The organism is Psychrobacter phenylpyruvicus DSM 7000 = NBRC 102152 (assembly GCF_000685805.1).
Lineage (GTDB): Bacteria > Pseudomonadota > Gammaproteobacteria > Pseudomonadales > Moraxellaceae > Psychrobacter > Psychrobacter phenylpyruvicus.
In genome coordinates, this window is the sequence record NZ_JMKP01000008.1 from 1 (window position 1) to 22,894 (window position 22,894).

General features: G+C 41.8%; 19 protein-coding genes and 1 pseudogene. 12 read left to right on the forward strand and 8 right to left on the reverse strand.

Going from position 1 to position 22,894, the window contains the following annotated elements; translation table 11 throughout:
* The 4 genes and pseudogenes from G561_RS13960 to G561_RS0104660 all read left to right on the forward strand — a co-directional run.
* Positions 1-324, forward strand: a pseudogene (locus G561_RS13960) (transposase); the annotation flags it as partial.
* Positions 325-330: 6 nt separating this feature from the next.
* Positions 331-1,053, forward strand: a complete 723-nt coding sequence (locus tag G561_RS0104650; protein ID WP_028858510.1) for a BCCT family transporter — start codon at positions 331-333, stop codon at positions 1,051-1,053.
* Positions 1,054-1,221: 168 nt separating this feature from the next.
* Positions 1,222-2,247, forward strand: coding sequence for a tRNA dihydrouridine synthase DusB (gene dusB, locus G561_RS13965; RefSeq protein ID WP_051584369.1), 1,026 nt, complete (start codon positions 1,222-1,224; stop codon positions 2,245-2,247).
* Between the two features lie 85 nt (positions 2,248-2,332).
* The gene (locus G561_RS0104660) at positions 2,333-4,027 is read left to right on the forward strand and encodes a dipeptide ABC transporter ATP-binding protein (RefSeq protein ID WP_028858511.1); all 1,695 of its coding nucleotides are present in this window, start codon (positions 2,333-2,335) and stop codon (positions 4,025-4,027) included.
* Between the two features lie 53 nt (positions 4,028-4,080).
* Here G561_RS0104660 and folE read toward each other — a convergent pair whose 3' ends face one another.
* Positions 4,081-4,686, reverse strand: coding sequence for a GTP cyclohydrolase I FolE (folE, locus tag G561_RS0104665; protein ID WP_028858512.1), 606 nt, complete (start codon positions 4,684-4,686; stop codon positions 4,081-4,083).
* Between the two features lie 233 nt (positions 4,687-4,919).
* Here folE and G561_RS0104670 point away from each other — a divergent pair, with 233 nt between their 5' ends.
* Positions 4,920-5,729, forward strand: a complete 810-nt coding sequence (locus tag G561_RS0104670) for an enoyl-ACP reductase FabI (RefSeq protein WP_028858513.1) — start codon at positions 4,920-4,922, stop codon at positions 5,727-5,729.
* A 116-nt stretch (positions 5,730-5,845) separates the two neighbouring features.
* Here G561_RS0104670 and G561_RS15525 read toward each other — a convergent pair whose 3' ends face one another.
* Positions 5,846-6,016: a hypothetical protein gene (locus G561_RS15525; RefSeq protein WP_167667696.1), complete on the reverse strand. Its 171-nt coding sequence runs from the start codon at positions 6,014-6,016 to the stop codon at positions 5,846-5,848.
* 219 nt (positions 6,017-6,235) lie between these two features.
* Positions 6,236-7,444 carry a cupin domain-containing protein gene (locus G561_RS0104680; RefSeq protein WP_028858514.1) on the reverse strand — a complete coding sequence of 403 codons (1,209 nt, stop codon included), beginning with the start codon at positions 7,442-7,444 and terminating at the stop codon, positions 6,236-6,238.
* Between the two features lie 168 nt (positions 7,445-7,612).
* On the opposite strand from G561_RS0104680, the gene G561_RS0104685 reads away from it, so the two are divergent.
* Entirely contained in the window at positions 7,613-7,801 is a 189-nt protein-coding gene (locus G561_RS0104685) for an NF038104 family lipoprotein (protein WP_028858515.1), read from the forward strand.
* 68 nt (positions 7,802-7,869) lie between these two features.
* On the opposite strand, the gene G561_RS13970 is transcribed toward G561_RS0104685, so the two are convergent.
* The 3 genes from G561_RS13970 to mnmA form a co-directional block, all read right to left on the reverse strand.
* Complete coding sequence (locus tag G561_RS13970) at positions 7,870-8,616, reverse strand: DUF2238 domain-containing protein (RefSeq protein WP_201586187.1); 747 nt, start codon at positions 8,614-8,616, stop codon at positions 7,870-7,872.
* Positions 8,617-8,664: 48 nt separating this feature from the next.
* Positions 8,665-10,068: an adenylosuccinate lyase gene (gene purB / locus G561_RS0104695; RefSeq protein WP_028858516.1), complete on the reverse strand. Its 1,404-nt coding sequence runs from the start codon at positions 10,066-10,068 to the stop codon at positions 8,665-8,667.
* Positions 10,069-10,597: 529 nt separating this feature from the next.
* Complete coding sequence (gene mnmA, locus G561_RS0104705) at positions 10,598-11,806, reverse strand: tRNA 2-thiouridine(34) synthase MnmA (protein ID WP_037031684.1); 1,209 nt, start codon at positions 11,804-11,806, stop codon at positions 10,598-10,600.
* A 54-nt stretch (positions 11,807-11,860) separates the two neighbouring features.
* Between mnmA and ispF the strand changes: the two genes are divergently transcribed.
* From ispF to G561_RS0104720, 3 genes are all read left to right on the forward strand, one after another.
* Positions 11,861-12,373 carry a 2-C-methyl-D-erythritol 2,4-cyclodiphosphate synthase gene (ispF, locus tag G561_RS0104710; protein ID WP_028858519.1) on the forward strand — a complete coding sequence of 171 codons (513 nt, stop codon included), beginning with the start codon at positions 11,861-11,863 and terminating at the stop codon, positions 12,371-12,373.
* A gap of 125 nt (positions 12,374-12,498) precedes the next feature.
* A complete protein-coding gene (grxD, locus tag G561_RS0104715) occupies positions 12,499-12,831 on the forward strand; it encodes a Grx4 family monothiol glutaredoxin (protein WP_028858520.1) in 333 nt (110 codons plus the stop codon).
* 320 nt (positions 12,832-13,151) lie between these two features.
* Positions 13,152-13,643, forward strand: a complete 492-nt coding sequence (locus tag G561_RS0104720) for a hypothetical protein (protein WP_028858521.1) — start codon at positions 13,152-13,154, stop codon at positions 13,641-13,643.
* Positions 13,644-13,766: 123 nt separating this feature from the next.
* On the opposite strand, the gene nirD is transcribed toward G561_RS0104720, so the two are convergent.
* Both nirD and nirB read right to left on the reverse strand, forming a co-directional pair.
* Complete coding sequence (nirD, locus tag G561_RS0104725; protein WP_028858522.1) at positions 13,767-14,144, reverse strand: nitrite reductase small subunit NirD; 378 nt, start codon at positions 14,142-14,144, stop codon at positions 13,767-13,769.
* A gap of 45 nt (positions 14,145-14,189) precedes the next feature.
* On the reverse strand, positions 14,190-16,826 hold the full coding sequence (nirB, locus tag G561_RS0104730) for a nitrite reductase large subunit NirB (RefSeq protein ID WP_028858523.1): 2,637 nt from the start codon (positions 16,824-16,826) through the stop codon (positions 14,190-14,192).
* 625 nt (positions 16,827-17,451) lie between these two features.
* On the opposite strand from nirB, the gene G561_RS0104735 reads away from it, so the two are divergent.
* The 3 genes from G561_RS0104735 (at position 17,452) to G561_RS0104745 (ending at position 22,812) form a co-directional block, all read left to right on the forward strand.
* Entirely contained in the window at positions 17,452-18,954 is a 1,503-nt protein-coding gene (locus G561_RS0104735) for a NarK family nitrate/nitrite MFS transporter (RefSeq protein ID WP_028858524.1), read from the forward strand.
* A 205-nt stretch (positions 18,955-19,159) separates the two neighbouring features.
* Entirely contained in the window at positions 19,160-21,238 is a 2,079-nt protein-coding gene (locus G561_RS13975; protein ID WP_051584370.1) for a bifunctional protein-serine/threonine kinase/phosphatase, read from the forward strand.
* A 95-nt stretch (positions 21,239-21,333) separates the two neighbouring features.
* On the forward strand, positions 21,334-22,812 hold the full coding sequence (locus G561_RS0104745) for an NAD(P)/FAD-dependent oxidoreductase (protein ID WP_028858525.1): 1,479 nt from the start codon (positions 21,334-21,336) through the stop codon (positions 22,810-22,812).
* Positions 22,813-22,894 lie beyond the last annotated feature (82 nt).

Below are 22,894 nucleotides of genomic sequence, written 5' to 3' on the forward strand. Positions count from 1 at the left end.
TATTTTAAATTGCTTAAAAGTGCAGGACTTCAGCTAGAGTCCTGGTTACAGCAAAGTGGAGACGCTTATTTTAAGCGGTTGTTGATTGCCTCTCAGGCTTGTACGCTCGTGTGGCGTATTATGCAAGCATCTGATAAACAGTCACAAGAGTTTGCTTTGTTTTTAGTGCGCCTCTCAGGTCGGCAAATGAAACGCAGCAAACCAATAACCGCACCTGCTGTGATGGCAGGATTGTTCCAGTGGCTTAATTTTACCGAACTGGTAAATCATTATCCCCCTGACAAACTGCGTGAATTCGCTGATGCCGCTAGTAAATTTGTGTAGATACCTATGCCTGCATGGCAGCGGACATTTTGGGTAGTTATTCAGGGTGTGGTTGCATCAGTATTACTATTGGCTGGCGGTTTAACTGCCTTGCAAACCGTTGCTATTGTTAGTGCCCTGCCATTTGCCATTATTTTGCTCATCTCGATGGGAGGTATGTGGCGAGCATTGATTATTGAAGAGCATCGTACTGACAGCTTGGAGCAGGATAATCGCTTACCGCCGCATTTATTAACTCCCAGTGCTTGGCGCGAGCGTATTGATTATCTAACTAAGCAGCCGACACGCGATGAGGTATTAAGCTACATTCGAGAGGTGGTAGAAGTAGCAATGCATCAAGTAGCCGATAAGTTTATAGATTCTGGCTGGCAAGCCAAGGCGGAATTCGATGAGGTAAATAATCGAGCCATCTTGCAATTACAGCGTGGAGAAGAAGTAGACTTTACTTATGAGGTGCGACTGGCCGAGCACGATATTCCAGATTATTATCAACAAAGCGGTGCTCATGTAGGTCAACTGCATCATTATCGTGCTGAGGTTTATCTACGCCGCGGGGGCCTAACTTATGACTTATATGGTTATCAATCAGATGCAGTGATTAATGATATTATTGATCAGTTTGAAAAATATCTGCACTTCTTGAATGTTTCGCCTGACAGCTTACCGTGGCGCATGGAGATGCATGATGAAGGACTGGTTGTTGAGTCTAGCAGCGAGTTTGACAAATAGTCTGATTAACCTTTTAAAACTTGAGTTTTAACGCTGAGTCTTTACAATACGAGCTTGCTCTTAAATAGGGCAAGCTCTTTTTTATGAGAATATTAAATCTTTAAATGACTGGATATATTCAGTTACGTGACACACTCTCATTCTTCTAAGCTAGTAAATGGCCTAAAAATGACTTTTATTACCGAAAATAATACACATCCTTTGCTACAGCCACTTTATATCGGTGGATTGGAAATTCAAAACCGACTGATGGTAGCTCCAATGGCTGGGGTAACAGACAATCCGTTTCGACGCTTATGTAAGTCGTTTGGGGCAGGTCATGCTGTCAGCGAAATGATGACCGCAGATGCCACCTTATATGCGCATAAAAAGTCATTATTCCGAGCTAACTTTGAGGGAGAGATTGCGCCAATCTCAGCTCAAATTGCAGGTGCTGACGTGGATAAAATCGCTGAAGCTGCCCAGTATCAGGTTAATAACGGGGCGCAAATTATTGATATCAATATGGGCTGCCCGGCAAAAAAAGTATGTCGTAAGCTGGCAGGCTCAGCCTTGCTGAAAGACGAAGAGTTGGTGGCTAGATTGCTTGATGCTACGGTGGCCGCTGTCGATGCCCCTGTTACCTTAAAAACCCGTTTGGGTTATGAGAATGGTCAAGAAAATATCTTACGAGTAGCCAAAAGAGCAGAAGAGGCGGGCATTGCTGCTATCGCCATTCATGGACGTACTCGTGAAGATAAGTATGGCGGAAAAGCGCGTTACGATTTAATTCGTGAAGTTAAAGAAATGGTCAACATTCCAGTGATTGCCAATGGCGACATCGACAGTCCAGAGAAGGCTATCGAAGTGTATGAGCAAACTGGCTGTGATGCAATTATGATTGGTCGAGCTGCCCAAGGTCAGCCTTGGCTATTCCGGGATATCGCCCATTATTTGCAAACAGGGGAAAGGTTGCCAGAGCCAACTATTGATGAGCTGCGAGAGATTGTGCTAACACATCTTGAAGAGCTGTATGCTTTTTATGGTGAGTACTCAGGATGCCGTATCTCACGCAAACACATTGCGTGGTACACGTCCGGTATCGAAGATTCAAACGCTTTTCGACAAGCCATGTATAGTGAAGAGACTACGGCAGGACAGTACAAAGTCGTTGATAAGTTTTTGTCTTCTCAAAAGCTTAGAGAAGGGGCCTAATTTAGTCACACTACCTAAGTGCGACTAGGTTTCTGTGCTAAATTGAGTTACATTAACTCTAAGCCATTCATTTGAGAGTGAACCTATGCTTGATACGTTAAATAATACCCAAGTTGAGAATGTAGCTTGCTCTTCAAGGGTATCATCAGTCCCAGTTTTAACGGTCGATGGTCTCAGTATTTATAGCGCTCATGAGGTGTTGGTTCAGCAATTGTCTTATCAGATACATCGGGGTGAAACGCTGGCTATTGTCGGTGAGTCGGGGTCAGGTAAGTCGTTATCTAGCTTAGCATTACTGGGTTTATTGCCACAGGACTTGCGAGTAGAGGGTCAGGTCGAGTTACAGTCATTGGGCTTGCTGCCTATTAACCAAAGCCCAAATCACTCAATGAAGAGGCAGGTCGTACGTGACAAACAGCTGAAAGCGGTGCGCGGTACAAAAATTGCGATGGTGTTTCAAGAGCCTATGACGGCACTGAACCCCTTGCACACTGTAGGCAAGCAAATTGCTGAAAGTTTACGCATAGCTGGCACGCCAAAGTCTAAAATTAAGCCGCGTATTATTGAGTTATTAAGTGACGTCAATATCAAAGACCCTGAGTCTAAGCTAAATCGCTATCCGCATGAGCTATCAGGTGGTCAGCGCCAACGGGTGATGATTGCCATGGCACTGGCACAAGACCCAGAAGTACTTATTGCTGATGAACCTACCACAGCATTAGACGTTAGCCTTCAACATGAAATCTTAGAGTTATTGAATCGCTTGAAGCAGCAGCATGGTATGGCAATGTTGCTAATCAGTCATGATCTAAACTTAGTACGCCGCTATAGCGATAAAATAATTGTCATGCAACAAGGGAGAGTAATTGAGCGCGGAGACAGCCACACACTATTTAATAACCCGCAGACGGCATATACTAAATTGTTAATCAGTCAGAATTTTGGTTCTCCGCTTAAGATTAACGTCAGTGATGACAGCTCTCCAGTTGTTGCAGTAAAACAGCTCTCTGTTGCTTTTCCCCAAAAAAAATCACTACTGGGCGGGGTAAGTGAGTGGATGCCGGCAGTCAAAGAATTAAGTTTTGATCTCAATCAAGGTACCTCACTAGGGATTGTCGGAGAGTCGGGTTCAGGCAAAACTACCATTGCTTTGGCTCTTGGCCGATTGTTGGGGCAACAAGCCAAAGTAAGCGGTGACATTATTATTGATAAAGTAGATATAAATAGCCTAAGCAGAAAACAGTTACGTCAATTTCGCTCCGACATTCAAATGGTGTTTCAAGATCCGTTTGCAAGCATCAACCCTAGATTTAATGTGATGCAAATCGTCGAAGAAGGGCTGTTGATAAGAGGAGAGAGCAGGTCGCAGCGAGAGCAGGCAGTTTTAGAAGTGCTCGGCACAGTAAACCTGCCGCACAGCTTTGCTTATCGTTATCCGCATGAGTTATCTGGGGGACAACGTCAAAGGGTGGCTTTGGCTAGAGCGCTGATTATGCGGCCCAAGGTCATTATTTTAGATGAGCCTACCTCAGCCTTGGACAGTAGTACCCAAGTTGATGTGGTACAGTTACTGCGAGACATTCAGCAGCAGTATAAGATTAGCTATATTTTTATTAGCCATGATTTAAATGTGGTACAAGCTTTGTGCCATAATATAATGGTGCTTAAAGCGGGGGAGTGTGTGGAGTTTGCTACAAGCGAGGCCCTGTTCAAAGCTCCGCAGCACCCGTATTCAAAACTGCTTATCGATACGAGTGTGCGAAGTAAGGACTTTGGTTGATTTAGTTAGATTGAGTAGATTGTATTAATCTAACAAATTAAGGGCTGGTACAGTTAAATTTTTGAGGCAGGAACCGCCGCAAGAAACTCATTACGGGCCTGAATGTCTGTCTTAAAGTCACCAAGCATAGCCGTGGTACGAGTGCTAGACAGTTGTTTGTTGACCCCACGCATCATCATACACATATGAGAGGCGTCCATTACCACAGCGACGCCACGACAGTTAGTAACTTCCATGATAGCATCGGCAATTTGTTTGCTTAAATTCTCTTGAATTTGTAAACGGCGGGCATACATATCGATGATACGGGCAACTTTAGACAGACCGATGACCTTGCCGTCTGGTAAATATCCAACATGAGCCACGCCATAGAACGGTAATAAGTGGTGTTCACATAGAGAGTAGAACTCAATATTGTGAATAAGAACCAGTTCAGGGTTGTCGGTTGGGAATACAGCATTATTGGTGACTTCTTCTAGGGTTTGATGATAGCCTTGAGTTAAATAACCAAATGCTTTTGCGGCACGAGTGGGCGTATCAACTAAGCCTGGACGGTTTAAGTCCTCACCAGTAGAAGCAATAAGTTTAGCGTACAGATCAGGACTAGGAAGCCTAGGATCTAGATTTGAAATTGAAGCGTTTGAATTAGAATCACACATAGTTATTAGTAGCAAATTAAAAGAATGTTATAGCTTAACGGCTACAAATAAATTGTAAAGGTCTTTGTCAAAAAATAGCTGAGTATTTCTCAGTTTGGCACAAAAAAAACTCATAATGCCCTCTAACTCTTGAGTTTTGTATTATTATTCTATTTTTGACATTGAATTTAAATAAATGCCCCTCAAAAAGATTTGGGCTAAACCAATTGAAAATTAAAATAAGGGAGTGGTTTGTGAAATTATTACAAGGTAAACGTTTTGTGGTAACTGGTATTGCCAGCAAGCTATCTATTGCTTGGGCAATCGCAGAAGCATTGCACAGAGAAGGGGCATCATTGATTTTAACTTACCCCAATGACAAGATGAAAAAGCGGGTGGAGATGGCTGCTGAGCAGTTTGCAGCGGATATGATTCTGCCTTGTGATGTGGCTTCTGATGCAGAGATTGAAACTTGCTTCGCAGCGGTTGCCGAGCATTGGCCAGAGGGAATTGATGGGGTGGTACATGCTATTGGATTTGCCCCTGCTGAAGAGCTAAATGGTGACTTTACTGAAGTCACAAGCAGAGAAGGTAGTGCCATTGCTCATGATATTTCGGCTTATAGCTTTGTGGCTTTGGCACGTGCTTCACGTGAATTATTGGCAAAACGTCAAGGCTCTTTATTGACTCTGACCTACCAAGGCAGCACTGCCGTTATCCCGAACTATAATGTGATGGGTATGGCCAAAGCGAGTCTAGAAGCCAGCGTTCGTTATTTAGCGACCTCATTGGGCGGTGAAGGTATCAGAGTCAATGCTATTTCTGCAGGTCCAATTCGTACCTTAGCGGCCAGTGGCATTAAGTCATTTCGTAGAGTGTTAGATGTGAATGCTAAGATTGCACCTCTACAGCGTAACGTAGACCAAATGGAGGTGGGTAATGCGGCTTTATTCTTGTTATCGCCTTGGGCTTCAGGCATTACCGGTGAAATCTTATTTGTTGATGCAGGGTTTAATACAGTAGGGATTAGTGAGCAATTGCTGCATCTAGATGAAGAGCAATAAGTCAGCTCATCGCCATTCTTTCTTTGCAAATACGTATAATGGCAATTTAAATATAATAAAAAAGACGCTTTTAAAGCGTCTTTATTTATCTTTATATATATTTAATAGTTGCCGAATTATTTGCTATCTTGATCATTAGAGTCATGTTCTTCATGCTCGTGCATACCTTGCATCATGTCTAAGGCGCAATCATTGGTACGTTGCTGATCCTTTTTGTCTAAATGATCCTGATTAATATCATTACGGGCCATTTTCGTAGTCTTATTTACTGTATTATCATCTGCCATGGTGATTCTCCTTATTAGAGCACTTCAGCTGTTATTGTAAAAATAGTCTAATAACTTATTAGAACCATAACCCAATAACAAAGTGCATTATTGATTACACACAATTTCATTATAAAACCAAATCAAGTAAAGTGTGTGTACAAATGTAAACTAATAAAGAGATGAAGTTAATAAGTCCTGAATAACCCCTAAAATATGTCGCTAATGTAAATATAGCGCTTAACTTTCAAGCTCTGATCCAAAGTCTGACTCAAGCTCTGAGTCAAAGTCTAACCAAACCCAGCTGTTTTCAAGCCAGCTCATAACAGTTTCAATGGATAATTTGGCTGCCAAAAAATCCTCATAAGTTAGGCTATCCGCATCTGCCAGGCGCTTTAATAGCCTTGCTTCAGAATCACTAATATCCTCTAAAGGTTGACCGTTGGCGTACACTATTAGCTGATCATCAAGCTCAGTGTAAATTAGGCGGCTGCTATAATCGGTTCTAATTACCGCGCTCTCTGATAAGGCTTGCTGTAACTCTTCTTCATCTAGGCTATCTTCTGGCACTAAAAGCTCATACTGGCGTTTACTGACCACCTCACTGACAGCTTCTGCAACCAGTTGTTCACCTTTGTCAGATTGTAGTAGCTCAAGTAATTGCTGCTTTATCTGTGAAATACTGTTTTGATTTAGCTTCCCAGGAGTTTGTAAGGGTTGATCTAATAACAGTGGCGTGAAGAGTGAAGGCTCAGTAGTTGCGGCATCGACCAAGCTGTCTAACACTTGCATTAAATTTGGACGTCTAAAGCCAAAAGAGAAGGTTAAGCAATCATCTTGGGCCACACCATAATGCGACAGTTTAGGAGGTACATACAGCACATCGCCTGGCTCCAATACTTCATCAAAAATTATCTCTCCCATGTCATCAAAGATACGAATGGGCTGATTTTCAATAAATTCGGTGTTCTCGTTGCAATATTTGCCAAGTTGCCAACGTCTGTGGCCGAAGCCTTGTGCTAAAAACACATCATACTCATCATAATGCTTGCCCACCGAGCCTCCGTTCGGAGCATAGGACACCATAATGTCATCTCGTTGCCACTGCGGAATAAAGTTAAAGGCATTCCACAGCTGCCCTAGTTCAGGCGACCATTGTTCTAGGTTTTGTACCAATACCGTCCACTGCTCAGGCAAATCAGCGAACATCTCTTCTGTTAGCGGGCTTTGTTGCAACTGCCACTGCTCGCCAGTTTCAGTTTTATTTTGGGTGATAAGACGAGAGGTGGCGGCTTCATCCAGACTTAGACCTAAGATATCTTCCGGTTCAAACATACCTTTTAATTGCGGCAACCCTTGTTTGATAAGTAGTGGCTTTTTTTGCCAATATTCAGCTAAGAATTGTTCGGGGGTAAGGGTATTAGGTAAACAAAAATTAACGGGTGTCATAAGTAATCCAAGGTGGTTAATTCATTTTTGTTGACCATTTAGACGGTCAGCTATTTATATTGTTGTTAAGGTTAGAGTAGGGAAATAATATTAAATCTAGCTTTAGTATGCTATTTTAATGCTTTATCATCGTTGCTTAAACGAGTTTATATAAATTCTAGGATAGTTATGAAAAAATTAACGCTATTAACCATTATCATTAGCAGTATCATGATACAAGGTTGCGTACACAAGTTGGTTACGGTGCCAGTTAAAGTGGCCTATAAAACTACCAAAGGGGTAGTTAAAGGCACTGTGGCCGTGGGTAAAGCCATTATACCTGGTGGTGATGATGATAAGGATGATAAAAAAGACTAACAATCAACTGTACTAGCTAAGATTTATGGTTAGTTGCTATAACTCAGAGTTACTATAATCCAGTGTTATTATAATTTAGGGCCGTTTGAATAGACGGCTTTTTTGTCGTTTAAGCCAATCTGCTTCAAATAGATTAAGCTTGAACCAATCAATGCGCCAATGAATGCCAATAGAATGTCTTTTTGTGCATCCCAAATATCACCTTGTTGACCATTATAGGCTTCAGCAGATTCAGGCGATAAGGTAACTCCCAATATCCATTCAAATAACTCATATAGAGCACTGGTGGCTAAGTTAAATTGCAGCACCAGTAATAAAATGGTCTTCAAAGATAGAGTAGGCATTAAGTAATGAAAAACATCTTTCATTAACGGCAGTAATAGTAGGCCATAACAAAAGTGAACCAGCCTATCATACATATTCCGCTGCCAACCAAACACCTCATTTAAATTAATGCCAAACAGATTCTGGGTCCATTCATTATAGGGAACATAAGAGTATAGGTATCTAGCACCTATGATATGTATCACTATAAACAAACTTGCCAGCACAAACGAGGTCGTTGTGCTGGCAAGATATCGATAGCATGCCCAGACCATAGCCATAAAAACTACAGTACCTAACTGGTGCAGCAAATAATCATTCCAACTTAAAGGATTGATACTGGCTAGCAGCATAGCAATGCTAACAATTATCAGGCAAGCTATAACTATTGAGTTATAACCTGTAAAGCCTTTATTATGATGCTCACTGCTAGTATTGCTATCACTGTTATTGGTACTATGCGTTGAACTTCCTTGTTCTGTATGAGTCATTGAAAGGGCCGCTATAATTTAACAGTAATTTGGCTATAGGCTATAAAACTATAGCTTAGCAATCCATTCTTCAATTGCCAAAGCTTGCTCATCAGCATTACCAATGTAAGTAGCAGGCGTTAGCTCAAGTAGGCGCTTTTTATCCGCTTCTGGAACTGCATCTAATTCGTTACCATTAACAAACTCAAGCATTTTTTCGCGAGTCATGGCTTGACCACGGGTTAGAGCTTTTAGTTTTTCATATGGGTTTTCAACGCGGTAGCGGCGCATAACGGTTTGAATTGGTTCAGCCAGAACTTCTTGAGCATTATCAAGATCACTGTCTAGTCTTTCTGGGTTGACTTCTAATTTACCAATACCTTTTAGGCAGGCGTCATAAGCAATCATACTTTGCGCAAGGCCCACACCAATATTACGTAAAACAGTTGAGTCAGATAGGTCACGCTGCATACGTGAGATAGGCAATTTTTCGCCTAAATGAGCCAACATAGCGTTTGCTACACCTAAGTTACCCTCAGAGTTTTCAAAGTCGATTGGGTTAACTTTATGCGGCATGGTTGATGAGCCAACTTCACCTTCTTTTAGCTTTTGCTTAAAATAGCCTAAGCTAATGTACTGCCAGATATCACGGTTATAATCAATCAATACTGTGTTGAAACGACGAACCGCATCAAATAGCTCGGCGATATAATCATGTGGCTCAATCTGAGTGGTATAAGGGTTGAATACTAAGCCTAAACGCTGTGTAATGAAGCTTTGAGCATGAGCGGTCCAGTCTACTTCAGGGTAGGCTGATAAGTGAGCGTTGTAGTTACCCACGGCACCATTGATTTTGCCCAACAGTTCCACTTCATTAATTTGCTTAATCTGACGGGCTAAGCGGTAAGCTACGTTGGCCATCTCTTTACCCAAAGTAGTTGGGCTAGCGGTCTGACCATGAGTGCGAGATAGCATTGGCTGTTTAGCATGCTCTTTGGCAAGGGCTACAATTGAGTCAGTCACTTCTTGTAGCTTAGCAACAACAATTTCACGACTGTCTTTAAGCATTAACGCATAAGATAGGTTGTTGATGTCTTCAGAAGTACAGGCAAAGTGAATGAACTCTAGACTGTCTTCTAATTTAGCATTACCACGGAATTTATCTTTGATAAAATACTCAACCGCTTTAACATCATGGTTGGTGGTTTTTTCAATGTCTTTGATCGCTTGAGCATCAGCTTCACTAAAGTTATCAACGATAGCATTTAAGAAGTCATTGGTTTCGGCATCAAATTTTGCCAATTCAGTGATAGCATCATTGTCAGCTAAAGCTTGCAACCAACGAATTTCAACGGTAACACGGGCTTTAATCAGACCAAACTCAGACAAATGCTCACGAAGTGAATCCGCTTTGCTAGCATAGCGACCGTCGATAGGAGATAGGGCAGTTAACGCAGATAATGAGGCAGACATAAATATCCTTCAACTCAGTGGGTTAATGAAAAAGAGTAATAAAAACGCAGTTTAAAAACGACAAATAACACAAGGCTGTAGTTATTAACAGCAAAATTCTATAAATAACAGATAAATCAAAATGAGCTCAGCTCTTAGGTTTAATGGCGTATAATTATAGCAAGTAATTATGATAAGTGACTTGTTAAGTCTGATAAATTAGCTTTATACCGAAGCAGCTGCATCGAATATAGCACTAATGAATATATACCATAAAAATAAAGAGCCAATTAAGTAAGCCACAGCAATAGCATATAAAAAAATAAGTCTATTCTTTGAATAGTCTGGCTTCAATTTATTAGAGAACGAACGAATAGCTGCAATCAAGCAAAATAAAATAGCAAGCCATATAAAAGCTAACATCAGAAGAAACGTCATACCTTTGTCCATAACAAGCCCATGTCTATAAGAAATATTAAGCTTTTTAAAGTAACACAAGCATGATCATGAAACACAAAGGCATTCAGTAACCTAAGAAAATAGTGATAAATTACTCAAACGATTCAATCACACCGCCACCCAAACAAACTTCACCGACATAAAACACCGCAGATTGACCCGGGGTAACTGCGCGCTGAGGCTCATCAAATACAACTTTAACTCGGCTACCCTCTTCAGAATCTGCAAAGACCGTACAACTTTGATCCGGCTGACGATAGCGGGTCTTGGCCACACATTTTAAGCCTTGTTCACTAAACAGGGCTTTGGGGGCCACACGCTCAACCCAATCTAATTTATAGGCTATTAAGCTTTGGCTCAGTAACATAGGGTGATCATGACCTTGGCCGACGATTAGCTCGTTGTTGGCTAAGTCTTTTTTTAGTACAAACCACGGTTCTTCAGGACGGTCTTTTACGCCGCCAATACCGATGCCACCACGCTGACCTAGGGTGTAATACATTAAGCCGTCATGTTTGCCAATGGTAATGCCATCATCGGTCACAATATTGCCAGGTTTGGCCGGCAAGTATTGTTGTAAGAAATCTTTGAAGCGGCGCTCGCCAATGAAGCAAATGCCGGTAGAGTCTTTTTTCTTAGCAGTGGCCAATTCATATTCTTCGGCAATTCTGCGTACTTCTGGTTTTTCTAATTCACCCACTGGGAATAAAGTCTTGGCTATTTTATCTCCGCCCACTGCGTGTAAGAAATAACTTTGGTCTTTATTGTTATCTAGGCCACGTAATAGTCGAGCTACTGCAGTGCCATCTTCACGCGTGTAATTGATACTGCGGCGGGTATAGTGACCGGTCGCAATGTAATCTGCACCAAGCCCAAACTTGGGATCAGAGGCGTAATCTAAGAAGGCTTTAAATTTGATTTCTTTATTACACAGAATGTCTGGGTTTGGGGTACGGCCGGCTTGGTATTCGGCTAAGAAGTGCTCGAATACTCGGTCCCAGTATTCCATAGCGAAGTTTGCAGTGTGTAGGGTAATTCCTAATTTATCACACACAGCTTGAGCATCGGCTAAATCTTCCATAGCCGTACAGTACTCGGTGCCGTCATCTTCTTCCCAGTTTTTCATAAACAAGCCTTCCACCTGGAAGCCTGCTTTTTGGAGTAGTACTGCAGATACTGAAGAGTCCACACCACCCGACATACCTACGATCACTCGTGTCTGTTCAGGATTAGGCACATCACTTAGGCGCAGTGCAGGTAAATCGTAAGGGTTATTGTCAAAAGAGGCAGATATCGTCATATTATTAGAAACTATGCTAAAATTTGGCTAAATTATAACACTGATAGGCAAATAATGATAAGAATTGGACAAGGTATCGACGTACATGCCTTTTATGACAAGTCATCAGAGAGCGCAAATCAAGATAGCGCGGCTCCGCAATTTGTGACATTGGCAGGGGTGCAGATTGAGCATACCCATAGCTTGTTGGCGCATTCTGATGGTGATGTGGTATTACATGCTCTAGCTGATGCTTTGCTGGGAGCGTTGGCTTTGGGTGATATTGGCCAACACTTCCCCGATACAGATGATGCTAATGAAGGTCTAGATTCACGAGTTCTATTGCGTCATGTCTATGATTTAATTCAGCAAAAAGGCTACAAACTGGTTAATGCCGATATTACTGTGGCTTGTGAACGTCCAAAATTAGCCAAGCATAATTTAGCAATGCGCACCAATATTGCTCAAGACCTAGCCACTGATGTGCAAAACATCAGTGTAAAAGCGACTACCACTGAGAAGTTAGGCTTTACCGGTCGTCAAGAAGGTATATTATGCAGTGCTGTGGTTCTCGTGAGTAAACAATAATCTGTGTTGAACATGCATTTTTGTTGCATTTTTTGTTACTATCCCCATTAACAATTTAACGTTACTTTTATCCTCCTTACTTCTATTACTGAAGTTTTATACGTGTCTTCTAATAAGGATTTATTATGACAGATCAAAATCAAGATATCGAAACCCTAATCCGCAACCAAATTAAAGAAAACCCAGTACTTCTTTATATGAAAGGCACGCCGCAATTCCCACAGTGTGGTTTCTCTGCAAGAGCTATTGAAGTATTGACTCAAATTGGTCGTCCATTTGCTTTCGTTAATATCTTAGAAAACCCTGAAATTCGTGCGACACTGCCGAAGATTGCAAACTGGCCAACTTTCCCACAATTATGGATTAATGGTGAGTTAATGGGTGGTTCTGATATTATCCTTGAGATGTATCAATCTGGTGAGCTTAAGCCTTTGGTTGAAGAGCACAGCCCAGCTTAATTGTTAAAATTGTGCTAAAAATATTGCACTAAAAACAATAGTACTAAAAATTAAGTTAAATAATAAAAGAGCCTCAGAGAGTATCTGGGGCTTTTTTGGTAGTAATGTGGCGCTTAGCTGACGTGTTATGTTTTTGTATGTCAGCGCTTTATAAATCCATAACAATCGCCATATACCGGTTAAGTAAAAAAACTATTCAATAGGTATGCTTTGGGCATACGCTAAAGACGGGCTGTTGTTTTAATAGCTTTAAATGACTTTAATAGGTTTAAGCGATAGCTCTAGCATCAGCCCGCTTTTAGAAAATATAGGAATAACACATGACTACAGATGACAAGTTAGTACAAAAACGAAAATTATTAGAAGAGCAATCAGAAAAAATCAAAGCTATTGCCGACAATGAGGCGCATTCTTCTCTTAAGTGTATCCACTTACTAAGTGTGGCTGGCGGAGCGACTAGCGAGACTTATAAAGCCATTGAGCAACGTATAATGATGGATGAAGACACGTATGGCGCTTATCATTTGGCACTCTTGGCGCAGTCAACGGCGGATTTGCCAGTTGATGCTCGCCAGCTAATTGAGTTAGTGGTTACCAAAGGGCAAGGCAGTCAGCTATTGTCTTTACTAAAAAACTTACCTGTACCGCCAGTTGAAGCGATTAAACAGCGTATCTTATCTGAAGGAGATCAAGAGATAGTGGCTCAGATGACCGCTTATCTTGAAATAAATCCAGAAGGGATAGGCAGCCAATCATTATTAGGTAACGGTCAGCACGAGCGTATTGTTCCCATAAGCCAAGTCCAAAACTGATAAGATCAATTAATTACTAAGTTCAACCACAATAATCACCTAAGATAGCTAAAAGGCACTCAAGATAGTTCTTGAGTGCTTTTTTATTAGGTAGTGTGTTTTTTAATTGCTTTAATAAATGGCTTAGGCTGCTATTGCATCTTTTAGGCTGATCATAACTTGATCGCCCTGTAAGCTCACATCATAGCAATCTAGTTTAACCGAGTCATCATCTAAACATTGACCCGTGGCTAGGTCAAATCGCTGCTTGTAGATAGGGGAGGCGATATAGATAACCTCTTGCTCTTTAACGCTACCATCCTCTAAGTCAGTTTTAATAACAGTACCACCTATCAGTCCACGCGATAACACACTCGCATTACTAAATGGGTCAAAGTTATCAATGGCGAATAATTGGTCGTCTTTGGTACGGAAAACAGCAACTTGTTTACCCTCTATCAGGGCACAAACACCCCCTTCTGGGATGATATCATTAAGTTTGCAAATCAATTGAGCAGTCATAAGGTAATCCTTCAATATGTATTAATAAAGTGGGTAATGGATATGCTAAACGACCGATTCTAATACCTGTTTTTCGGTGTCAGTAGCAGGACGGATTTGATCACGTTCGGTCACAAATACCACGTTATCATCGGCCAGCTCGCTATTAACAAAATGACGAAAACGTTTTAGCTTCTCTTTGTCAGAGATGGTTTCTTTCCACTCGCAGACATAATTATCAACCAACAATTGCATTTGGTCTTCTAGCTCTTGGACAATACCTAAGCTGTCGTCAATAATGACCTGTTTTAGATAATCAAGGCCACCGTCTAGGCTTTCACGCCATTTTGAGGTGCGCTGCAATTTATCCGCGGTTTTAATATAAAACATGGTAATACGGTCGATATACTTAACGAGGGTGTCGGTATCTAAATCAGTAGCAAATAGTTCGCCATGACGAGGTACCATACCGCCGTTACCAGCTACATAAAGGTTCCAACCATTTTCGGTTGCGATAATACCAAAGTCTTTCGACTGAGCTTCAGCGCATTCACGGGTACAACCTGAGACCCCCATCTTAATTTTGTGTGGTGAGCGCACGCCTTTGTAACGGTCTTCAAGTCTAATGGCAAGACCCATGCTGTCGTCTACGCCGTAGCGACACCAGTTATTACCCACACACGATTTTACAGTACGTAGAGATTTACCATAAGCATGACCAGTTTCAAAACCTGCTTCGACCAAACGCTCCCAAATGTCTGGCAGCTGCTCTAATCGTGCCCCAAATAAGTCCACACGCTGCCCGCCGGTTATCTTGGTATAAAGATTAAAGTCTTTGGCGACCTGACCCAATACAATAAGTTTATCAGCAGTAATTTCACCACCTGCCACACGAGGTACAACTGAATAGGTGCCATCTTTTTGGATATTGCCTAAGTAATAATCGTTGGTTTCCTGAAGTGGGGCAAGCTCTGTTTTTAGCACATAATCGTTCCAACATGAAGATAAGATAGAGGCCACGGCAGGCTTACATATCTCACAACCACGGCCGCTACCATGCTCGGTTAATAGTTCATCAAAGGTTCTGATACCTTGTACCCTTACTAAACTATAAAGCTCTTGTCGCGAATAAGCGAAATGCTCACACAGATCATTATTGACCTCAAAACCAAGCTCGGTAAGCTGATAAGCCAACACATCTTTCACCATTGGGGCACAGCCACCACAGCCGGTACCGGCCTTAGTACAGCTTTTAACGTCAGCAATTGAATAAGCACCTTCATTGACCGCGCCACAAATAGCGCCTTTGGTGACATTGAAGCAAGAACAGATGGTAGCAGTATCGGGAAGGTTATCAACGCCCATAGAGGGCTTTTCAACATTGGGTAATATTAGGCTTTCGGGATGAGCAGGCAAGTCAATATCATTTAAAAACAACTGCAATAAATTATTGTAGTCTTCGGTATCACCGACCATAACAGCGCCCAATAGCTTTTTATTGTCACTACTGGTGACCAGCTTTTTATAAATTCCTTCGTTAGGATTCTGATAAACATAACTTAAACTGCCTTCAGTTTTGCCGTGAGCATCACCGATACTACCCACATCGACGCCCATAAGTTTAAGCTTGGTGCTCATATCAGCACCGGTAAAAGTTTGCTCAGTATCACCGGCTATTTGAGCGGCACAGATACTGGCCATGGTGTAACCCGGCGCTACTAGGCCAAAGATTTTATTGTCCCAAACCGCACACTCACCAATGGCATAAATATCTTCATTATTGGTCTGGCAAAAATCATTGATCAAAATACCACCGCGGCCTCCTAAGGTAACGCCGCAATCAGGATTGTTCTTCATTATTGCATCTTGCGGACGGATGCCGGCACTAAACAAGATAAGATCTGTATCAAGCTCTGTATCGTCAGTGAACTTCATAGTTAAGAAAGTTTCTTTATCGAGGGCCAACTCATCTTGACTGTCTTTTTGATGAATATCATGATTGAGTGACACACTGCGATTATGAATAATTTCTTGAGTGTTTTTTCCAGTCAGTACGGTTACACCTAATGCTTCGATTTTTTTCTTTAAAATCTCACCGCCAGCCGGGTCTAGCTGAACCCCCATAAGCTGAGGCGCAAATTCAACCACATAAGTCTCGAGGCCTAAAGTAACCAAAGCTTTTGCGGCCTCTAAACCCAACAGACCACCGCCGACAACCACGCCCTTTTTAACGTTGGGCTTGTTTGCCGTGGTAAGAATGTCATCTAAGTCGGCGATAGTACGGTACACATGGCAATGTGAATGATTGCCACCTTCGATAGGTGGGACGAAAGGATAGGAGCCCGTGGCCAATACTAGTTTCTCGTAGGAAATACTTTCTCCGCCTTCCACCGTAATGCTGCGACTGTCACTATCAATATCAACAATTCGTTTATTAAGATGTAGCTTGATACCTGTAGCGTCGTAATGAGCCATGTCCACCAAGTTTAGTTTGCTAGCATCTTTGTGCTCAAAGTAGCTCGATAAATAAACACGGTCATAAGCGGGGCGGTCTTCTTCAGCAAAGACATGAATGTCATACTTTTCATTTAAGCCAAGTTCAATTGCTTTCTCTACAAAATGATGACCAACCATGCCGTTACCAACCACTATTAAATTGGCTTTTTCTTTGCTGTTCGTTTTATTCATATCTGCCTTACTCATGATTATTCCTTTAGATGGGTGTCAGGTAGCAGGCTAGGGGAGGACCCTTTAAAAGCGCTGACTACTTAGTGCCTACCGTAATACATTCAATAATCATGCCAAGCATCACATATTGCTTCTAAAGGATTCTTTTTAAAGAACGATAAGTAAAAAGGATAGGTTTGATCGAACAACAACGCAGAAATAAGTTAACCCAGCCCTATAGGAAAGGGCAGTCAATGAGCTTATATAGCTAATAGGCATTCTTGATAAATGTTTGTATTTTTTTTATTAGGCATCATTAAACGTCCTGAATTTCTTTTATAAAAGGAAGTGATGGCTTGCTAGGGGATTGAATATTCTTTTATAACAAGCGTTAATTTGGTGCTTAATAAAATTAAATGGTCATATAAGGACTATTTGAGGGCAAAGTACTAAATTTACTCTAAAAAGTTAACGATGAAATAAATAGTTAACTATAAAATTTATCGAAATAACAAATACATGGCACGTAGCTTGCAACGACCTTATTAAGTAAACATTAAGTTATATTTTATTTTTCTTATATTTTAAGGTTTAACTTAGTGTAAATAAGTCTGTTTTTATTTGGAGACACAGACAATTTATTTTATTAAAGGAAGCAAGTATGTCGTCTGCAACCCCCGTACCACCCACAAAAGAAAAGCTCAATGTCCTGTCCTTTGCTGGTAAAAATAAAATCCTACACTTAGGTTGGATGGCATTTTTCCTTACCTTCTTTGTTTGGTTTAACCATGCTCCTTTTCTTTCTGCGATTGGAGAAACTCTAGATTTAACCAAACAGCAAGTCAAAACCTTACTTATTTTAAACGTGGCTCTAACTATTCCTGCACGCGTTATTATCGGCATGTTAACCGATAAATTTGGACCGCGGTTAGTTTATACCTGTATTTTGGCGCTAGGGGCAATTCCCTGTTTTACGTTCGCATTTGCCCAAGACTATACCACTTTAGCTTTATCACGCTTCATTTTAGGTTTCGTTGGGGCAGGCTTCGTAGTAGGTATTCGTCTAATTAGTGATTGGTTCCCGGCGAACGAATTAGGGGCGGCCGAAGGTATCTATGGTGGTTGGGGTAACTTTGGTTCAGCAGCTGCAGCTATGTTATTACCGACCATAGCGATTGGTTTTGCAGCGTGGTTTGGCGGTGATGAAGGCTGGCGCTATGCTTGTGCGACCTCAGGCGTCGTTATGGCTCTATACAGCATTTTGTTTTATAAATTTGTTCGCGACACACCCAAGGGCTCAACTTATTTTAAACCTAAGAAGTCTGGTGCGATGGGCGTAACCTCTAAAAGCGATTTCTGGTTAATGATGGTATTTAAACTTCCCATGTATTTAGCCTTGGCCTTACTGGCTTGGAAGCTATCACCCGCTGGTGTTAGTTTGTTGAGTCAGACAGCGGTAAACTTTATCTATATTGGCTTAGCGCTACTGTATGTTTATGAATTTGTGAGTAGCTATCGTTTTAATAAAGAAGTATTCACTACAGAAGTACCAGAAGCACAGCGCTATGATTTCAAACAAGTCGGCGTATTAAATATTTTATATTTTGCTACTTTTGGTTCTGAGTTGGCCGTAGTGTCAATGTTACCGCTTTTTTATCTAGAGACTTTTGAAGTGTCTGTGGTTGCTGCTGGTCTATTAGCATCCTCGTATGCCTTTATGAACTTAATGTCTCGTCCAGGTGGTGGTTGGTTAAGTGATCGTTTTGGTCGTAAAAGCACGCTACTTATTTTGACAGCCGGTCTGGCCATTGGTTACTTCTTAATGGGACTGGTTGACTCTACTTGGCCGATCGCTCTCGCATTACTTATTACCATGTTTTGTTCATTCTTTGTGCAAGCAGGTGAGGGCGCAGTATTTGCGGTTATTCCCTTGATTAAACGCAGTATGACCGGTCAGTTCGCTGGCATGACCGGTGCTTATGGCAATGTAGGCTCTGTGGTTTATTTAACGGTTCTAAGCTTAGTATCTTACCAAGTGTTCTTTATGGTTATTGCCGCTACTGCAGTGATCGGTTTCTTAGCTTTATTTTTATTAAAAGAACCTTCAGGTGTCATTGTAGAAGAGATGCCAGATGGCAGTTTTGCTGAAATTAGTGTGACCTAAGTTGTTGCAACCAACTGTCAAAATAAGTTTGTCAAAAAAGTACTCATGAGGTGTAAGGCTTTGATAAATAAAAGCTCTACGCCTCAAATGTTTTATAAGTAAAACAGCTGTATAAAACCAACTCACTAAATAGTACAACAGGAATGATTTGAGAAATATCGAAAATACAGCGCGAGGTAAAGGATGGTGGTTTGATTTTCACACCATGGCAGGACGTAAGTCTGAGAATCAAGACAGTCTATGCATCACAACCTGTTTGCTAGATTATTTGGATGATAGCAGCGGTAGTGCTCGACAAAAAAATGCAATCATAAAGCCAGAGCAGCTTCCGGTATTGGCTGTGCTGGCCGATGGGGTAAGTGCCTGCCAGTTTCCCAAACAGGCGAGTAGATTGGCGGTTGAGACTGTGACCGAGCATGTTATTAAAGGCTTGTTTCGTTTACAGCGTCAAGCTGTGGTAGAAGCCCGACAATTTGATGAGCAAAGTTTCAAAGCCATTTTTGATGATGAGAGTGTGGCAGGCATTATCAAGTCAGCAGTCATTAAAGCGAATGACGCAATGTACTTTTCGCAGTCTTATGAGCGGGTTGCCCCTTTATTGTCAACGTTATCTGGTGTGCTGTGCATTGGTGATAGGGTTTATCTATTTCATACTGGCGATTCGCGCATTTACCGCTTGAGCGTAGATAGAACTACGGTGCTCAGTGAAGACCATCGTATCCATCATGGGCAAGATAAAGGGGCATTATCGGCAGCTCTAGGGGCAGATACTAGCGTCGATTTACAGCAAACAGTGTTTACCCTGCACCAAAACGAATATTTAGCCCTAATGACCGATGGCGTTTATGAGCACCTTAATCCTGTTGACATGCAGTTTGAATTTAGTGCAGCTGCCACCCAATTAGAAAATACTCCCAATTGGAACCTTCTTAAAAAATGGGACTTGAGTGAGCAATTCTGTCGCCATGCCTATGAGGAGGGCAGTAATGATAATCTAACTATTATTATGCTTGGTATGGGTCTTTCCTCAAGCATTAAGCTAAAGAATACTCGAAAAGATAAAGATAAAGATAAAGATAAAGATAAAGATAAAGATAAAGATAAAGATAAAGATAAAGATAAAGATAAAGATAAAGATAAAGATAAAGATAAAGATAAAGATAATGGCACACTCAGCTTAAAGAACATAGATAGCTCAATGAGTGTTGATGAGCCAAGTCAGGACAGCAGCCTGCTCCCAAAGGGCAATAATAACAGTAATGTACCAGTAAAATATAAGCTGCCCACAGGGCTACAGGTCAATGACAGTATTGATGGCTTTGAAGTAAAAGCTATTATTGCTCGGACGGCGCGTAGTGAAGTGTATTTGGTGGAAGACAGTGCAGGACACGAGTATGTCCTAAAGTCGCCCAGCCTAAGAACAGTCGAGGATGGAGAGTATCTGCGTAGCTTTTTGAAAGAACGCAAAATTGGATTAAGTCTATCAAGACACAGGCGGGCAGGTGAGCCCGCTTATAATCAAATCGACCCTACCGAGTCAATGGGGGGCTCCGCACTGGGTGAGTCGGGTTTATTACGCTATTACCCCGTCCCTGCTAGCTCAACCTATTTGTACCACCTTACCGAGTATATAGAAGGCGAGAGTCTACGCGCTTTTATGGATCGGAATGGTCCTTGCGATGTGTGGCAAACTCATGATTTATTGACCAAAATTGGGATGGCAGTGCGGGTAATGCACCGCAATTATCTATTGCATCAGGACATTAAGCCAGAGAACTTATTATTAACCAAATCAGGAGCGGTAAAACTGATTGATTTTGGCTCAGTGGCATCCTCTATCCTAAAAGACAATACTCGGCCACCAGTTGGCGATCTGCATTACGCTGCACCAGAATACTACACGGATGCGCCTAAAGGGGTGCACTCTGATTTATTTTCGATTGCAGTCATAGGCTTTGAGTTACTCACGGGTAGCCGGCCATTTACCTCACAAATGCTCATGTCTGCCTCCGATGCTTTGGTCGTACCCTCGCGTTTACTGAATCAAAAACAAGTCCCAGCCACCAGTCAGCAAGCCTTGCTGCGTGCTCTTCATCGTAATACCAACGTTCGTCATCAAGCGATTGGAGAGTTTTTACAAGATTTTAATCCAGATCATAGTGCTTCTTTATCCGACCCAGAACCGCTGATTAAAAGAAATCCTTTGTTGGTATGGCACGGCATTTGCTTGGTACAGAGTGTAATTATTGTTTTATTACTGATTAAGTTTCTACCCACCAGCTAGTTTATGGAGCACGTTTGAGCCAGATAACTGAGCAGGTTGAGAAAAATAATTGGTAATGATTATCTCAATCGCCGCCTCAGTGGCTAAGGTCTCTCATGCCAGCTCCAGTCAACGCCAGCACCATCGCACAGTCGCAATCTCTAGCAGACCAATTTAATGCACCATCATTAGGCAGCTCGTTAAGCGACTTGTCAAATGAGGTAGTCATTGTTGGGGCAGGGATGGCAGGCAGTCGTTTGGCGATTCAGTTGGCCACTATTTGGCATCAACAGACTACAGCCGAAAGTCCTAAGATTACTTTGATTAGTAAAGAGTCGGAAGTGGGCTATAACCGTATTATGTTATCCCCAGTCTTAGCAGGCGAGACCTCGTTTGAGGAGACTTATTTATATGACACGAGTGACTATGAACGCTTGGGCATAACCGTATTGGCAGGCGTAGAGGTCGACCATATAGATACCGATAATCAAACGCTGACCTTGGATAATGGCCAGATGCTTGACTATGGCAAGCTGGTTATCGCAACAGGGTCAACTGCTCGAGTCATTCCTTTTACCAATCATGAGGCCAAAGGGGTGCATGTCTTTCGAGACGTCGCTGATGTGAATACACTTACTGACTATGCTAAGCAGGGTAAAACAGGATTGGTGATTGGCGGCGGGGTATTGGGTTTAGAAGCGGCTTGTGCGTTGTCATCACAGGGAGCGACCATGACCGTGATACATGTCGATGATTTTGTACTCAATCGCCAGTTGGACTTGCCTGCGGCATTAATGCTGCAACAAGAGCTTGCTCGTAGAGAAGTGGGTTTGGAGGTTTCGGCGATGACCACGGGTATCGAAATTAATGCTAATAATGAAGTGACGGGATTAAGCCTCAAAGATGGTAGAACGCTACCCGCTGATTTTATTGTCATGGCTGTAGGCATTATACCCAATACCCAACTGGCTGCTGACAGTGGTATTGAGGTCAATCGAGGCATTGTGGTAGATGAATATATGCATAGCAGTTGTCAAAATGTCTATGCCATAGGCGAGTGTATAGAAATTAATGAAGAGCTTTTTGGCATGGTGTCCTCAGTCAATCAGCATGTTGATACTCTCGTCGCCGTACTGACTCAGCAAGAGTCAAAATCAAAGTGGCCACCTTTCGTTAGCACACCTTTATCACTAAAGCTTAAAGTATCTGGAATCGCCGTCTTTTCATCAGGAAAAATTGAGTTTGATGAGTCAGAATTAGCTTCTATTGAACAAATTGTTTATCGTCAGCTGAATAGCGATCAATATCATTGTCTGTACCTAAAAGACAATCGGTTGATAGGAGCTGTGTTGTATGGAGAGACTAGTGATGGCAACTTCTACAGTCAGCTGATTAATGAAAAAATTGATGTCTCTGAATTTAAAGAAGCTCTGATCTTTGGGGCTGCTTATTGCCAGTCATTATTGGATCAGCAAGCTGAAGATAAAGAAAGTATAAACGCTGATTCAGTGATCCATCCTGCGACAGCGCCTAATGAGAAACCCAAGTCGGTGATTAAAGCCGACAATCAACCAAATGATGATGAAGTAGCTTAACCAGACCAAGATGCCTTTAATGTAGGCAGTAAATACAACGAATAGTGTACATAAGATTTAGTTTTATAAGCGTTCTACCAGT